This window comes from Methylobacterium iners (assembly GCF_022179305.1).
GTDB lineage: Bacteria > Pseudomonadota > Alphaproteobacteria > Rhizobiales > Beijerinckiaceae > Methylobacterium > Methylobacterium iners.
Genome location: NZ_BPQP01000016.1, coordinates 36,510 through 51,761, shown reverse-complemented (window position 1 = coordinate 51,761; position 15,252 = coordinate 36,510). Strand labels below are relative to the sequence as shown.

Sequence of the window (15,252 nt, the reverse complement as noted above, 5' to 3'; positions counted from 1 at the left end):
GGTGTCCGGGCGCGCGCATCCCGGCTCTCTAGCAGCGGCCGGTTCCGGAGGCCAGCGGACTCACAAAGCCGTGCGCCGCCGCGCGTCGTGGGCGAGAAGATACAGGCCCGAGGCCGTGACGATGGCCGCGCCGAGGATCGTCCAGCCGTTCGGCAGGTCTCCGAAGATCAGGTAGCCGGCGAGCACGGACCATAAGAGCTGCGTGTATGTGAAGGGGGCGAGCACGTTGGCCGGCGCTCTCGCGTGCGCCAACGTCAGCAGCCAGTGCCCCGTCGTGCCGAAGAGGCCGACCGCGAAGAGCAGCGCCCAAGCGAGCCAATCGCCGACGTTCGTCCAGAACCAGGGCAGAAGCGGTGTCATCACGGCAAGGCCCGCGAGGCCCGAATAGAACATCGTCGTCGCGCTGGAATCCGTCGCCGCGAGCTTGCGGGTGATGATAACGTAGAAGGCGTAGCAGATCATGTTGCCGAGGCTGAGCAGGATCGCCGGCTGGAAGGTGCTGAAACCCGGCCGCACGATGACGAGCACGCCGAGGAAGCCGAACGCGACGGCGGCGAGCCGGCGCGGACCGGACCGTTCTCCTAGGAGCGGCCCGGCCAGCAGCGCGACGAGGAGCGGCGCGGCGAAGGCGATCGAGAGAGTCTCGGCGAGCTGCAGGTAGCGCAGCGCCACCACGTTCATGACCGTCGTGCCGAAGAGCAGAAGCGAGCGCAGGATCTGAAGGAGGGGCCGGCGCGTGCGCAGGATGCCGGGGCTCGTCACCGGGTTGAGCACCAGCGAGACCAGCCCGACGCCGACGGCATAGCGCATGAAGATCGTCAGCAGCGGGTCGATTCCGGCGAGGGCGAGGCTCTTGGCGCAGGCGTCGAGACCGGTGAAGAACGCACCCACCCCGCACATCAGCGCGATGCCGATCAGCCGATCGGCCGGGGCGTTGCCGGCCCTCATCGCGTGAATCCTAACCCTCCGGGTCCCTCGAAGGGGGCGTTTACGGGAAAGCCTTCATCTTTGCACCCGCGGCCGGCGCAGGGCCGCCCCTCCGCCGGGGCGGGGCGTCGGCGTCAGAGCGTGGGAATCGCGGGCTTCGGAAGCGCGTCCTCCGCCTCGTCCTCGGCGTCGATCTCGGCCTCCATCTCCGCCTCGTGGCCCGCCATGCCCGCCGCGTCGGCGAGGTTGCGGGCCGCCTTGCGCAGGAGCTTGCGCAGGCGGCGGCGCTCCTTGCCCTCGAACCCGTCGAGCAGCTCGGCCTCGACCTCGTCCCAGAGCCGCTCGATCGCCTCGGCCTTGGCCAACCCTGCCTCGGTGAGGCGGACCCGCACGATGCGGCCGTCGCCGGCCTCGGCGCGCCGCTCCACGAAGCCGAGGGCGGCGAGCCGCGAGATCGTCTTCGAGGCGGTGGGCGGGCGGACGCGCAGGGTGGCGGCAAGGTCGCCCATCGTCATGGTGCCGGCGGCGGCGAGCGCCTGCACCACCTGTTCCTGGCCGGCGAAGAGGTCGAGAGCAGCGAGCCGGTCGCCGATGCGCGAGCGGTGCAGGCGGGCCGCCTGGACCAGCGCCCAGCCGACGCTCTTGGAGCCCGGGGGACGGATGCGCTTGCCGGGCTTGGTCATCGCGCGATCGCCGTCCGCGTCGAAGCCTTCGCCCGACGCGATCGCCGTTCGGTCCTGAGCCGCAGACATCGCCGGTCTCCCTCCCGGATCGGCCCGCCGCCGCGGCGTGCCGTGGGGCCCGGAAGGGCCCATCCATCCGTCAAAGCCTGCATCTGCCAGCCGTCCCGTGAAGCTGAGATGACAGAAGCACGGCCGAACGGACTTGTCCCGCACGGGAAACGCCTGAAAACCGCAAAAACTTCGTCCTGCCCTGAGCCGGCTGACGATCCGCGCGGCGGTGCCTAGCAGGGCAGCAGGCGCTTGAGCTGATCCAGGATGTCCTCGCCGGTGCAGGGCCGGGCGATGAAGCGGGCGCCGGGCGGCATCCGCTCGGGATCGGGCGCGGCGCGGCCGGAGACGATCACGATCGGCAGCTGCGGCCGCGCTTCGGCGACCGAGTTGGCGAGGTCAAAGCCGTTGACCTTGCCCGAGAGCTCCACGTCGGTGATCAGCCCGCAGATGTCGGGCCGGGCCTCCAGGATGCTGAGCGCCCGCTCCGCCGAGGCGCATTGCACCGTCTCGTAGCCGCCGTCCTCGAGAACGTCGCCGAGGTCCATGATCGTCAGGGCCTCGTCCTCGACGAGGAGGATCACGGGGCGGTCGTCCTCTGGAATCGTCGTCTCATCCACCACGATGCACATCTCCCGACTGCGATCATGACGCGCCGTCCTGCCGGATGGGCTTGAGCCGACGCGCCGGATATCCGCGACCTTGAGGCGGACGCAGGTTTCTCCGCAAGTCCAACGAGAAAGGATCGTCTCGGTTGCAGCGCTCAGGCGGAGAGCGTCTCGTGCACCACCCCGCGCACGCTCTCGAGGAGGTGGTCGAGGTCGAGGGTTCCGATGGTGAGGGCCGGCGTCAGGTAGACGATATCGCCGAAGGGCCTGACCCAGGTGCCGCGCTCGACGAAGCGCTGCTTGAGGGCCGCGAGGTCGGGCGGGCGCACGAACTGCACGACGCCGATCGCGCCAAGGACCCGGACGTCCCGGACGCCGGGCAGGCGGCTCAGGGGGGCGAGTCCCTCCGCGAGCCGCGCCGCGATCGCCCCAGCCTGGTCGAGCCGCGGTTCGCCCGCGAACAGGTCGAGGCTGGCATTGGCCGCGGCGCAGGCCAGCGGATTGGCCATGAAGGTCGGGCCGTGCATCAGCGCCGCGCCCGGATCGTCCGACCAGAAGGCCTCGAAGACCTCGCCCGTCGCGACCGTGGCGGCGAGCGCCATGGTGCCGCCGGTGAGCGCCTTCGACAGGCACAGGATGTCGGGCACGAGGCCGGCCTGCTCGCAGGCGAACAGGCTCCCCGTGCGTCCGAACCCGGTGAAGATCTCGTCGGCGATCAGGGGCAGGCCGTGCCGGCGGGCCAGGCGCCCGATCTCGGCCAGGGTCTCGGGCGGATGCATCCGCATGCCGCCGGCGCCCTGGACCAGGGGCTCGACGATCACGGCGGCGAGGGTCTCGCGGTGGGCCGCCATGGTCCCGTCGAGGGCCGAGGCCTCGGCCGGCGAGCGCGGCAGGTCGCAGACGATCTGGCGCGGGAGGTAGCCGCCGAGGCGCCGGTGCATGCCCTCGTCGGGATCGCAGACGGACATCGCTCCCATCGTGTCGCCATGATAGCCGCCGCGAAAGGCGAGGAAGCGGGTGCGCCCTGCGACCCCCCGGTTGCGCCACATCTGCACGGCCATCTTCAGCGCCACCTCGACGGCGACGGAGCCGGAATCCGTGAAGAACACGTGGTCGAGGCCCTTCGGCAGGAGGGCCGCGAGCCGCCGGGCGAGCTGTTCGGCCGGCGCGTGCGTCAGCCCGCCGAACATCACGTGCGGCATCGCCTCGAGCTGCCGCGCGACGGCAGCCGCGATGTGGGGGTGATTGTAGCCGTGAACCGCCGTCCACCACGAGGCGATGCCGTCGACGAGCTCCCGCCCGTCCGCGAGCGTGATCCGCGAGCCCTGCGTGCGCACCGCCTCCAGGGGCGGGGCGGCCGTCTTCATCTGGGTATAGGGCCGCCAGAGGGGATGGTCGTGCGGAGGCATGGGGCGGGGATGAGCGCGCCCGCGTCACCGGTCAAGGGACCTGTCCGTATGGCGGACCTCGGCATCCCTAACCCGACCTTAACGCGGACGGAGCAACCTTCCGGCAGCTCGCGCGCCGAGCCGGGGAGGGCGGCGGGATCGCCGTCCGGGAGCGGCACGGGCGTTCGCCGCTGGAGAATGCCGCGTGGTCGCCGAGACACCTCCTATCGCGACGCGAGGCGGAGCTTCCGCCCCGGTACCGCTCGCCATGCCCGCAGCCCTTCCGACGCTGCTCTTCGCGGCGCTGTTCCTCGTCGCGCTCCTGCCGGTGCTGATCACGCCGATCCCCGCGATGGTGGATTATCCCAACCATCTCGCCCGGATGTTCATCCTCGCTCGCGACGGCACGCCGGCCGCGCATCCGTTCTACCAGGTCGCCTGGGCAGTCCATCCGAACCTCGCAGTGGATCTGATCGTGCCCCAGCTCGCCCGCATCGTCGGCGTCGAGCCCGCGACCCGGCTCTTCCTCCTGGCTGCCCAGATCCTCACGGTAACCGGCGCCTGCGCCATCGAATTTGCCGTCAAACGCCGCCTTCAGGTCAGCGGGTTCGTCGCCCTGATGGCGCTCTACAGCATTCCCTTCGCCTGGGGCTTCCTGAACTTCCAGTTCGCCCTCGGGCTGGCGCTCTGGGGCATCGCGGGCTCGATCGTGCTGCAGGACCGGGCTTGGACGGCGCGCGCCGCAGTCCATACGGTCTTCGTGGCCATGTTGTTTGGAGCCCATCTGTTCGCGCTCGGCATCTACGGCTTCGTCCTCGGAGTCCACGAGTTGTGGCGCGCCTGGAGCCGTTCTTCTCCGATGCGAGACATCGCATCCCGGTTCCTTGCCCTAGCGCTCCCCGCCCTCATCGCATTCGGATTCATGGCGACGAACGGCGGTTCGGTGGAACGCGATGCCATGCTGTGGGCCCCGGAATGGAAGATCGTCCTGCTATTCACCACGCTGAATGGATACTGTCTGCCATTGGCCTTTGCAGGCACCGGCATATTCCTCGGCATCGTCTACCTGCTTGCCAAGCGCGGCGCGCTTCACGCGATGCAGTCGGGTCTCTGGCATGCGATCGGGCTGACGTTTCTCTTTGTGATCTTTCCCGTCCGCTTCTTGTTCGACACCTCCTTCGTCGACCTGCGGATCACAGTCGCCGCCCTGCTCATCGTGCCGGCCTTCGTCGTTGTGTCGCCGCCCAGCCGAACCTGGGCACGCCTCGCCGGAGCTCTGATCGTCGCCGTCACCCTGCTGAATATCGGTAGCGCACTCGCTGTGTCAGCCACCTACAAGCGTGAATACCAAGCCCTGATCGACTCCCTCGGCCAGGTGAAGAAAGGTGCACGGATCCTCGCAGGCCACAGCGGCGATGGCACGGACCCGCCGATCCACGATCTCGCGGATTATCCGATCTACCACGCCGTCACCCTCGCGGTGGCTTACGCGGACGCGTTCGTGCCGACGCTGTTCACCGGGGTCGGCAAGCAGCCGATCGTCGTGAAGCCCGCTCACCGCCACCTCGCCGCACCCGACGGCGGCATCATAGCGACGCGATTGCTGCGGAAGATCGCGCAGGGCATGCCAGTGGAGGGGGCTCCGCCCTACGCCCGAGCGTGGACGAAGGAGTTCGACTACCTCTACGTGGTGGGACGCCCGGTGCCCAATCCCCTGCCGGACGTGCTCACTCCGCTTGCCGCCGCCTCGCGCTTCACCCTGTACCGCATCGAGAAGCCCGCCAAAGCCGACTGACCGTTCGTGCGCCTGTTCCCGTGGCGCCCGGCAAATCGCCGGTTCGGCCGAGCCCGGCCTCGTCTCACCGGTTGGTCGTGAGACCACCACAGGCCGGAGAACCCACGTGAGAGATCAATAGCGACGAGCGCGCCGATACGAACACCGTCGGCTACATCGCGGCGGGGTTGCTCGCCTTCTCGCTCATCGACTTCGCGATCCAACTCCTGGTGATCCCAGCACCGTTGGCGCCGCAACAGCGCCCCCGGCTCAAGGGCCTGGGCGACTTGACATCGAAGGCCGCCCGGCTCCTCTGGCGGCGAGATGTCCAGCCTCGATGCCTTCGCGCGTGCCCACCTCGCCCGCCTGGACGAGGACTCCCTGCGCCGCCGCCTCGCGCCCACTGCCCGGGGCGCATGCGCTACGGCCCAGCGGGCGGGGCGCGAGCTCATCTCGTTCTCCTGCAACGACTATCTCGGTCTCGCCAACGACCCCCGCGTCGTCGCCGCGGCGCAGGAGGCGGCCGGCCGCTACGGCGCGGGCGCGGGTGCCTCGCGGCTCGTCACCGGCAGCCATCCGCCCCTCCATGCCCTCGAGGAGCGGCTCGCCGCCCACAAGGGTGTGGAGGCCGCGCTCGTCTTCGGCAGCGGCTACCTCGCCAATCTCGGGATCGTGCCGGCGCTCGCCGGCCCGCGCGACCTCATCCTGATCGACGCGCTCGCCCATTCCTGCCTCTGGGCGGGCGCGCGGGTCTCGGGCGCTGAGGTGGTCCGCTTCCGGCACAACGACGTCGAGGATCTGCGCCGCCTCGCCGACGATCATCGCGCCCGGCACCGGCACGCGCTGATCCTGACCGAACGGGTCTTCAGCATGGATGGGGACCGGGCGCCGCTCGACGCCATTCTCGCAATCGCCGAGGCGTACGACGCCTGGACGCTCGTCGACGACGCCCATGGTCTCGGCGTGGTCGAGGCCGGCGCGCGGGCGCCGCTGGAGATGGGCACCCTCTCGAAGACGCTCGGCTCCTATGGCGGCTATCTCTGCGCGAGCCGGGCGGTGATCGACCTGATGGTCAGCCGCGCGCGCAGCTTCGTCTACACCACCGGCCTGCCCCCGGCCTCCGCGGCGGCGGCGCTGGCGGCGCTGGCGATCGTCGAGGATGAGCCGGAGCGGGCCGTCCGCCCGCTCACCCTCGCCCGGCGCTTCACCGCGCGGCTCGGCCTGCCGGAGGCCGAGAGCCCGATCGTGCCCGTCCTCGTCGGCGAGGCCGAGGCCGCGCTTGCCCTCTCGGCCGCCCTCGAAGCGAGGGGCTTCCTCGTCGTGGCGATCCGTCCGCCGACGGTGCCCGCCGGGACCGCGCGGCTGCGGGTGGCCTTCTCGGCCGCACACGGGGAGGATCAGGTCGATGGCCTGGCCGAGGCGCTTGGCACCCTGCTCCGGCAGGGCTGCCCCTGATTGCATTCGAGGGGCCTGGTCCCACGCGGCCAAGCCGTGCGGGCACGCACGCTGGCGCTGTCCACAGGGCTTATGGTCAAGCTTGCGTGATCGGCGTATCGCGGATGCCCGACCGCCCTGCGAAAGGACCCATCAACACCATGATCCAACTTCTCTTCTCGGCGCGCGGCCGGATCGGCCGAGGCCGGTTCTGGCTGGCCGGCCTCCTCTATCTCGCGATCTCGCTCGCCGCGAGCGTCGCCTTCGCCCTGCTTCGCCAGATCATCCCGGCCGAGGACGCGGAGGGCAATTTCAGCGTCGAGGGCGTGAAGGCGATCCCCTACCTGCTCCTCATCTTCGGCGTGCTGGGCGTGTTCCTGTGGTCGGGCGTCTGCGTCGGAATCAAGCGCTTCCATGACCGCGACAAGTCGGGCGCCTGGATCCTGATCCAGTTCGTGCCGCTGATCGGGCCGATCTGGTACCTCGTCGAGGTCGGCTTCCTGCGGGGCACCGTCGGACCGAACCGCTTCGGTCCCGACCCGCTCGATTCCGCGGTCGCGCCGGCCGCCTACGCACCGGCAGCCTGACGCAGAGGCGCCGGCCTCACCGCGGATCCCGGGCCTGCCCGGGATCCGCGACCACGCGTGGAGATCACGCCGCCGTCGCCTGGTCCGTCATGCGCTCCCGGGCGAGCCGGGTGACGCCGACCTGATCGATCTTGCCGGTGCCGAGCATCGGCACCTTGTCGATGACGACCACCTCGGCGGGAATGGCGAGCTCCGTCGCGCCCTTGCCCTTGGCGAAGCTCTGATAGGCCGCCCGCGTCGCGCCCTTGGCTTCCGTGAACAGCACCAGCCGCTCGCCCTTGCGCGGGTCGGGCACCGCGGCGACCGCGCTCGGGATTCCCGGCCAGAGCTCGCCCGCCAGCATCTCGATCCCGGCGAGCGAGACCATCTCGCCCGCGATCTTGGCGAAGCGCTTGGCCCGGCCCTTGATCGTGATGAAGCCGGCCTGATCAATCGTGACGATGTCGCCGGTGTCGTGCCAACCCTCGGGCGGCGGCTCGAGGACGCCCGGCTTCTCGGCGCGCAGGTAGCCGAGCATCACGTTGGGGCCGCGCACGAACAGGCGTCCGCCCTCCTCGATGCCGGGCACCGGCTCGAGCCTGGCTTCCATGCCCGGCATGATCCGGCCGACGCTGCCGAACTTGTTGAACATCGGGGTGTTCAGCGCCAGCACCGGCCCGGTCTCGGTGACGCCGTAACCCTCCAGGATGCGCAGCCCGAACTTCTCCGCGTAGGTCCGGCGGGTGGCCTCCTTCACGGGCTCGGCGCCGGCCAGGATGTAGCGGAGCGAGCGCAGGTCGTAGGCATGCGCGGCCTTGGCGTAGCCGGTCAGGAAGGTGTCGGTGCCGAACAGGATCGTGGCGTTCGAGCCGTAGATGAGCTCGGGCACGATCCGGTAATGCAGGGGGGACGGGTAGAGGTAGACCGGCACGCCGGAGACCAGCGGCAGCACGAGCCCGACCGTCAGCCCGAAGGCGTGGAAGACGGGCAGCACGTTGAAGACCTTGTCGGTGCGGCCGAAATCGATGCGGGCCGCGGCCTGCGCCGTGTTGGCGAGCAGGTTGCGGTTGGCGAGCACCACGCCCTTGGGCGTGCCCTCGCTCCCTGAGGTGAACAGGATCGCGGCCGGGTCGTCGCCCCCGCGCTCGACGAGGGGTTTGCGGGGGCTCAAGAAGCCGCGGATCTTGTCGGCGAGCGAGATCGAAGCGCGCACGTCCTCCAGGTAGACGAGCTTCACCGCCTGTTCGATCGCCTCGACGACGGACCCGAGCCGGGCCTTCTCGATGAAGCCGCGCGAGGTCAGGATCGTCGTCACCTCGGCCGCCTTGCAGGCGGAGAGGATGTTGGCGGGCCCGGCCGAGAAGTTGATCATGGCCGGCACCCGTCCGGCGCTGGAGAGCGCGAAGAAGGTCGCGGCGGCGCCGTTGGCGTTGGGCAGCATCACCCCGATCGGACGGCCGGCCTCGGCCAGCGGCATCAGCTTGCGGGCGAGGATGTTGGCGCCCATCACGAGCCGGGAATAGCTGAGCTTGCCCGTGATCGGGTCCTCGACCGCCGTGCGGCGCCAGCCATAGGCGTCGCCGGCCTCGATCAGCGCCTGCATCAGGCCGCGGTCGATCGGGCTCGTGTTGAAGACGAGGTCCGACATGATGCCGTAGAGCGCGGCGCCCGCCGCCTGGCGGCGGTTCTTGCCCTTCAGGCTTTCGTCGACGGAGAGCCGCACGGGCGGCATCACCGTCACTGTGACCTTGGGCCACCAGCGCCGGCGCATCTGGGCGCGCGACAGCCGCGAGAAGGCCGTCTTCTCCAGGCCCTCGATCTTGACCGGCACCACCATCGCGCCGGACTTGTCGGCGATGAGGCCGGCCCCGTCATAGACCTTCATCAGGCTGCCCGTGACCGTGAGCCGGCCCTCGGGGAAGATGATCAGGGTCTCGCCGCTCTTGACCGCGTTGATCAGCGTGCGCGTCGCCATCGGCTTCGTCGGGTCGAGCGGCATCGCCCGGGTGATCTTGAGGAACGGCCTCACCCACCAGCGCTGCGCGATGCCGTGGTCGATGGCGAAGACAGGCTCCTGGTCCAGCAGCGAGAGCGCGAGGGGCGCGTCGAGGAAGGAGACGTGATTGAGCGCGATGATCGCGTTGGGCCCGGCCTTCTCGACGTTCTCGAGGCCGCGCACCTCCAGGCGGTAGAAGGCGCGGAACAGGATTGAGAGGAAGTCCCGGAACGGGCTGGTCGGCATGATCTTCACGATCAGGGCGCCTGCCGCGAGGTTGAGGACGGAGATCAGCGCGATGAGGGCGGCGACCGACCAGCCCGCCCCCTGCAGGGCGGCGAGCGCCAGCGTCCCGGCGACCATGAAGGCCGCGGTGAGCACGTTGACGGCGCCGATGACCCGGGCGCGCTTGTCCTTGTCGGTCCAGGCCTGCACGGCGGCGAAGGAGGGCACGATGTAGAGCCCGCCCGCCACCGCGAGGCCGACGAGGTCGATGGCGACCCGCAGGCCCGTGCCGGTGGAGAGGAAGGCCCAGGCGCCGAGGAGCTCGCCGCTCCCGGGCGTCAGGTGGGACAGGGTCCAGGCGAGGTCGAGGCCGAACAGGCCCATCAGCACGGCGCCGACGGGGGTGGGCAGCAGCACGATGCGCCCGCTCGCGAGCCAGGAGGCGAGGCCGGAGCCCAGCGCGATGCCGACCGAGAACATGGCCAGCAGCAGGGTGACCACGGTCTCCGAGCCGTGGAGATCGCCCTTGACCATCACCGGCAGCAGCGAGAGCACCACGACGCCGACGAGCCAGAACCAGCTCACGATGAGCGAGCCGCGCCACAGCCTCGTATCCGCCCAGAGATCGGCGAGCAGGTCGCGGGTGGAGCGGGCGATGTTGGGATCGACCTTGAGCGTCGGGGCGCCCTCGCCGGTGCGGGGAATGAGCCGGGCGCAGAGCCAGCAGAGCACGGCGAAGGTCATGATCAGCGCGGCGAAGGCCGAGGGTTCGCCGCCCATGGCGGTGGCGAGCCCCGCCGCGATGGTGCCGACCAGGATCGCGAGGAAGGTCGCGCCCTCGACGAGCGCGTTGCCGGCGGGCAGCTCGTTGCGCTTCAGGTGGTCGGGCAGGATGCCGTACTTGATCGGCCCGAACAGGGCCGCGATGGCGCCGAAGAGCCCGAGCGCCACGAAGAGCAGCGGGATCGAGTGCAGGAAGAAGCCGAGCACCGCCGCGCCCGCGGCGAAGATCTCCGCGAATTTCAGGCGCTTGGCCACCACTGCCTTGTCGTAGCGGTCGGCGAGCTGGCCGCCGAGGCCGGAGAGGATGAAGAAGGGTCCGATGAAGACCGCGCTCGCGAGCGTGATCAGCATGCCCGACGAGGCGCCGTCCCCGGCCTGCGTCACCTTGAACAGGATCAGGAACGCTAGCGCGTTCTTCAGGAAGTTGTCGTTGAAAGCCGAGAAGAACTGGCACCAGAACAGCGGCGCGAAGCGGCGCGCGGTCATGAGCGTGCGGAACATGGGACTCTCCTCCGGCAGGACCATGAAACCTGCCGCTGAACAAAGGGTCAAATCGGCCTAGGCACGGGACCATCCCGGAGCCGCCGTTTGAACGACGTGTAAATTCTGCCGGTGTTTTGCACGCCGTTCAAGATTGATCCTGAGCCTGAGCCGCCGTAAGCGTCAGGCGGGTGCGGGTCCGCACAGCCAGCATCGGAGCAGGGGATTTGACGGCGACCTCGGCAGCAACGACGCGGCGCGGCACGGGCCCGCGCGGCGAGCACAATCGAGCCGAGTTCACCGCCCTGGTGGCGGGAGCGGCCGAGGACCTCGTTCGCCGGGACGGCCTGCGCGGTCTCGGGATGCGCCGGCTCGCCGCGGCCATCGGCTACGCCCCGAACTCGATCTACAACGCGATCGGCGACCTCGACCAAGTCGTGCTGCGGGTGAACGCGCGCACCCTCGACCGTCTGCACGGGGCGCTTGCCGCCTCCCTGCGGGAATGGGCTGGCCCGCATGAGAACGCCCTGGCGCTGGCCGATGCCTATCTCGCCTTCGTCGCCGAGGATCCCCGGATCTGGAGTCTCGTCTTCGAGCACGTGGTCGCCCCGGACGTGGCCTTCCCCGATTGGTATGCCGCCGCTCTGTCCCGCCCGATCGGCCTCGTCGACGGGGCGCTGGCGCCTCTCATCCCCGACGCGGAGGAGCGCCGGCAAGCCGTCGCGACCCTTTGGGCGGGCCTGCACGGCCTCGCCTCGCTCTCGACGTCGAGCAAGCTCGCCGTGCTCACGCCCGAGCCGCCCCGCAACCTCGCCCGCCTGCTGGTACGCCGGTTCCTTGGCGCGGATCGGGCGTGATCGAGTCAGGGCTCAGGCCTCGTTCATCTCCAACCGTTCAGGTTCGGGGGCGTTCGAAACTTCAGGAGAACCGACCGTGACGCGCATCCTCATGGCGGCTGCGGCCGTCCTCGCGATCAGTGCCGCCGAAGCCCAGGCCCAATATGGCCGCTACGACGATGACGGCGGACCGCGCCGCTACGAGCGCCGTTACGACGGGGACCGCTACGAGCGTCGCCGCGACCGCTACGACGAGGATCGTTACGAGCGCCGGGGCCGCGGTGGTGGACGCGGCGGCAGCATCTGCGTCACGGCGCGGGGCAATTGCGTGACCCGGCCGGCACCCTTCAACTCGTCCTGCGGCTGCGAGGTCCCGGGCTTCGGGTTCAAGCGCGGCGCGATCGGCGGCTAGGTCGCGTCAGGCGCGCTCGCGCCGGATCTCGGCGCCGCAGCGGCCGAGCTTGGCCTCCAGCGCCTCGAAGCCGCGGTCGAGGTGGTAGACCCGGTTGATCTGGGTCTCGCCCTCGGCCGCCAGGCCCGCGATCACCAGCGAGACCGAGGCGCGCAGGTCGGTGGCCATGACGGGCGCGCCCTTCAGGCGCTCGACGCCCTCGACGATGGCGAGGTCGCCTTCGAGCCGAATGCGAGCGCCGAGGCGGGCCAGTTCCTGCACGTGCATGAACCGGTTCTCGAAGATCGTCTCGCGGATATGCGAGCGGCCCTTGGCCAGCGTCATCAGGGCCATGAACTGCGCCTGCAGGTCCGTCGGGAAGCCGGGAAACGGGTCGGTCGTCACGTCGACCGCCGCGATGCCGGCGCCGTTGCGGCGGATCCGGATCGAATCCGGACCCGGCGTGACCTCGGCGCCCGTGGTCGCGAGGATGTCCAGCGCGCTGTGCAGGAGGTCGGCGCGGGTGTTCTCCAGCGTCACGTCCCCGCCCGCCATCGCCACGGCCATGGCATAGGTGCCGGTCTCGATGCGGTCGGGCAGGACCTCGTGGCGGGCGCCGTTGAGCCGCGAGACGCCCTCGACCGTGATGCGCGGGGTGCCGGCCCCCTCGATCCGGGCGCCCATCTTGGTGAGGCAGGCGGCGAGGTCCACGACCTCGGGCTCGCGGGCCGCGTTCTCGATCAGCGTCGAGCCGTTGGCGAGCGCCGCGCCCATCAGGGCGACGTGGGTGCCGCCGACCGTGACCTTCGGAAAGTTGATCTCGCCGCCGCGCAGGCCGTTCCGGGCCTTGGCGACCACGTAGCCGCCGTCGATTTCGATCGTCGCGCCGAGGCGTTCCAGCGCCATCAGCAGCAGGTCGACCGGGCGCGTGCCGATGGCGCAGCCGCCCGGCATCGAGACGCGGGCCTCGCCGAAGCGGGCGAGCAGCGGCGCGATGACCCAGAAGCTCGCGCGCATGGTCGAGACGAGCTCGTAGGGCGCCGTCGTGTCGATGACGTTAGCGGCGGTAAGACGGATGGTCTGGCCCGTCTCCGTCGTCTGGCCCGGCCGCTTGCCTACCACCATGTGGTCGACGCCGTGATTGCTCAGGATGCGCAGGAGCGCCTGGATGTCGGCGAGCCGCGGCACGTTGACGAGTTCGAGCGCCTCTCCGGTCATCAGGCTCGCGATCATCAGGGGCAGCGCCGCGTTCTTGGCGCCCGAGATCGGGATCACGCCCTGGAGCGGCCTGCCGCCGGAGATGTGGATGCGGTCCATGATGTCCTCTTGCGGGCGCCGCGCCCCAGCGCGCCCCGGTGTTCCGCCGCCCTATAGGTCAGTTTTGTCCGAAAGAGGATCGTTCGCCGACGCACCCTTCGGCTCGTGTGCGTTGCCCTGGCCGGGCTCCGACTCCGAGCTCACGGCGCGGCCGCGCGCCTGATCCTTCCGGCGCTTCAGGTTGTCCTGAAGCGCCGCCTTCAGGCGCTGCGCCCGCCGCTCGTCCGTCTCGTTCATCGCGCGACCCATCGTCGCCACGACGAAGTACCGGCTTTGCGCGACATGCTCAACAGGCGCAGATCAGGGTTGCCGATCTCGACTTGAACCAGTTCCAAATTCGCCTGTATCTTCCGCTTCTGCCGAGGAAAACGGCAGGATCGTCGCTCCACCTTTATACCCGGGCGAGATCGGGGTGCATCGGACTCATGCCGAGACCGGTCGTGCCGAAGGCCGCGTCCTCCCTACGTCGGCCGGTCAGCCAAACGCGCAAGGACGGATGCCCGTGAACCGGATGCCCGCGACGACGAAACTGGTGCCGAATGCGGCCGCGAAGGGCCGGACCGACTACGAATCCCATTTCCGTCACGCGCTGGATCGTCTCCACGACGAGCGGCGCTACCGGGTCTTCGCCGATATCGAGCGCATCGCCGGCCGCTTTCCCACGGCGCATTGGCGCCGGCCCGACGGAGGGACCTCTGAGATCACCGTGTGGTGCTCCAACGACTATCTCGGCATGGGCCAGCACCCGGAGGTGGTCGGCGCCATGACCCAGACCGCGGCACGCTGCGGCGTCGGCGCGGGCGGGACCCGCAACATCGCGGGCAACAACTCCCCCCTCGTCGACCTGGAGCGCGAGCTCGCCGATCTCCACGGCAAGGAGGCGGGCCTCGTCTTCACCTCGGGCTACGTCTCGAACCAGGCCGGCATCTCGACCATCGCCAAGCTCATCCCCGACTGCCTGATCCTGTCGGACGCCTTCAACCACAATTCGATGATCGAGGGCGTGCGCCATTCGGGCTGCGAGAAGCGCGTCTTCCGCCACAACGATCTGGCTCACTTGGAGGAATTGCTGCGAGCCGCCGGCGACCGGCCGAAGCTCATCGCCTTCGAGAGCGTCTACTCGATGGACGGCGACGTCGCGCCGATCGCCGCGATCTGCGACCTCGCCGACCGCTACGGCGCCCTGACCTATCTCGACGAGGTCCACGCGGTGGGCCTCTACGGCGAGCGTGGCGGCGGGATCAGCGAGCGCGATGGCGTCATGCACCGGGTCGACGTGATCGAGGGCACGCTGGCCAAGGGTTTCGGCTGCGTCGGCGGCTACATCACGGGCTCGGCCGTGCTCTGCGACGCCGTGCGAAGCCACGCCCCGGGCTTCATCTTCACCACCGCCCTGCCGCCGGCGATCGCCGCGGCCGCCCGCGCCTCGGTGCGCTACCTCAAGCGCTCGAACACCGAGCGGGCCGCGCATCAGCGTCAGGCCGCCAGGACGAAGCGCGCGCTGGAGGCCGCCGGCCTGCCGGTGCTCCACACCGAGACCCACATCGTGCCCGTGATGGTGGGCGACGCGGAGCTGTGCAAGGCGGCCGCCGACCACCTGCTCGAGCAACACGCCATCTACATCCAGCCGATCAACTACCCGACCGTGCCCCGCGGCACCGAGCGCCTGCGGATCACGCCCTCGCCCTTCCACGACGACGCCCAGATCGCCAAGCTCACCGCGGCGCTGGCCGAGACCTGGGACACCCTCGACCTGCCGCGGGCCGGCACGGTCTTCGTCGAGGCGGCGGAGTAGC

The 15,252-nt window shown here is 70.0% G+C and carries 13 protein-coding genes; 6 read left to right on the top strand and 7 right to left on the bottom strand.

The genetic code is table 11. The features are described from left to right. Positions 1 to 60: 60 nt before the first annotated feature. The 4 genes from MFF55_RS05175 to MFF55_RS05160 all read right to left on the bottom strand — a co-directional run bounded on the left by MFF55_RS05175 (position 61) and on the right by MFF55_RS05160 (position 3,675). Complete coding sequence (locus MFF55_RS05175) at positions 61 to 948, bottom strand: DMT family transporter (RefSeq protein ID WP_238243013.1); 888 nt, start codon at positions 946 to 948, stop codon at positions 61 to 63. A 113-nt stretch (positions 949 to 1,061) separates the two neighbouring features. Continuing rightward, positions 1,062 to 1,679, bottom strand: a complete 618-nt coding sequence (locus MFF55_RS05170) for a MarR family winged helix-turn-helix transcriptional regulator (RefSeq protein ID WP_238243012.1) — start codon at positions 1,677 to 1,679, stop codon at positions 1,062 to 1,064. Between the two features lie 212 nt (positions 1,680 to 1,891). After that, the gene (locus tag MFF55_RS05165) at positions 1,892 to 2,290 is read right to left on the bottom strand and encodes a response regulator (protein ID WP_238243011.1); all 399 of its coding nucleotides are present in this window, start codon (positions 2,288 to 2,290) and stop codon (positions 1,892 to 1,894) included. 131 nt (positions 2,291 to 2,421) lie between these two features. Further along, positions 2,422 to 3,675 carry an adenosylmethionine--8-amino-7-oxononanoate transaminase gene (locus MFF55_RS05160; protein WP_238243010.1) on the bottom strand — a complete coding sequence of 418 codons (1,254 nt, stop codon included), beginning with the start codon at positions 3,673 to 3,675 and terminating at the stop codon, positions 2,422 to 2,424. Between the two features lie 307 nt (positions 3,676 to 3,982). Between MFF55_RS05160 and MFF55_RS05155 the strand changes: the two genes are divergently transcribed. From MFF55_RS05155 to MFF55_RS05145, 3 genes are all read left to right on the top strand, one after another. Continuing rightward, positions 3,983 to 5,449 (top strand): hypothetical protein, encoded by a 1,467-nt coding sequence (locus MFF55_RS05155; RefSeq protein WP_238243009.1) that lies wholly within the window; start codon positions 3,983 to 3,985, stop codon positions 5,447 to 5,449. Positions 5,450 to 5,752: 303 nt separating this feature from the next. Then, positions 5,753 to 6,883: an aminotransferase class I/II-fold pyridoxal phosphate-dependent enzyme gene (locus tag MFF55_RS05150; protein WP_238243008.1), complete on the top strand. Its 1,131-nt coding sequence runs from the start codon at positions 5,753 to 5,755 to the stop codon at positions 6,881 to 6,883. A gap of 140 nt (positions 6,884 to 7,023) precedes the next feature. Further along, positions 7,024 to 7,449 (top strand): DUF805 domain-containing protein, encoded by a 426-nt coding sequence (locus MFF55_RS05145; protein WP_238243007.1) that lies wholly within the window; start codon positions 7,024 to 7,026, stop codon positions 7,447 to 7,449. 64 nt (positions 7,450 to 7,513) lie between these two features. On the opposite strand, the gene MFF55_RS05140 is transcribed toward MFF55_RS05145, so the two are convergent. Continuing rightward, the gene (locus MFF55_RS05140; RefSeq protein ID WP_238243006.1) at positions 7,514 to 10,933 is read right to left on the bottom strand and encodes an acyl-[ACP]--phospholipid O-acyltransferase; all 3,420 of its coding nucleotides are present in this window, start codon (positions 10,931 to 10,933) and stop codon (positions 7,514 to 7,516) included. A gap of 341 nt (positions 10,934 to 11,274) precedes the next feature. On the opposite strand from MFF55_RS05140, the gene MFF55_RS05135 reads away from it, so the two are divergent. Beyond that, a complete protein-coding gene (locus tag MFF55_RS05135; protein ID WP_238243128.1) occupies positions 11,275 to 11,769 on the top strand; it encodes a TetR-like C-terminal domain-containing protein in 495 nt (164 codons plus the stop codon). Between the two features lie 76 nt (positions 11,770 to 11,845). After that, positions 11,846 to 12,160, top strand: a complete 315-nt coding sequence (locus tag MFF55_RS05130; protein ID WP_238243005.1) for a hypothetical protein — start codon at positions 11,846 to 11,848, stop codon at positions 12,158 to 12,160. 6 nt (positions 12,161 to 12,166) lie between these two features. On the opposite strand, the gene murA is transcribed toward MFF55_RS05130, so the two are convergent. Further along, a complete protein-coding gene (gene murA, locus MFF55_RS05125; RefSeq protein ID WP_238243004.1) occupies positions 12,167 to 13,456 on the bottom strand; it encodes a UDP-N-acetylglucosamine 1-carboxyvinyltransferase in 1,290 nt (429 codons plus the stop codon). A gap of 51 nt (positions 13,457 to 13,507) precedes the next feature. Further along, positions 13,508 to 13,693 carry a hypothetical protein gene (locus MFF55_RS05120; protein ID WP_238243003.1) on the bottom strand — a complete coding sequence of 62 codons (186 nt, stop codon included), beginning with the start codon at positions 13,691 to 13,693 and terminating at the stop codon, positions 13,508 to 13,510. A gap of 259 nt (positions 13,694 to 13,952) precedes the next feature. On the opposite strand from MFF55_RS05120, the gene hemA reads away from it, so the two are divergent. Continuing rightward, the gene (hemA, locus tag MFF55_RS05115; RefSeq protein WP_238243002.1) at positions 13,953 to 15,251 is read left to right on the top strand and encodes a 5-aminolevulinate synthase; all 1,299 of its coding nucleotides are present in this window, start codon (positions 13,953 to 13,955) and stop codon (positions 15,249 to 15,251) included. Position 15,252 lies beyond the last annotated feature (1 nt).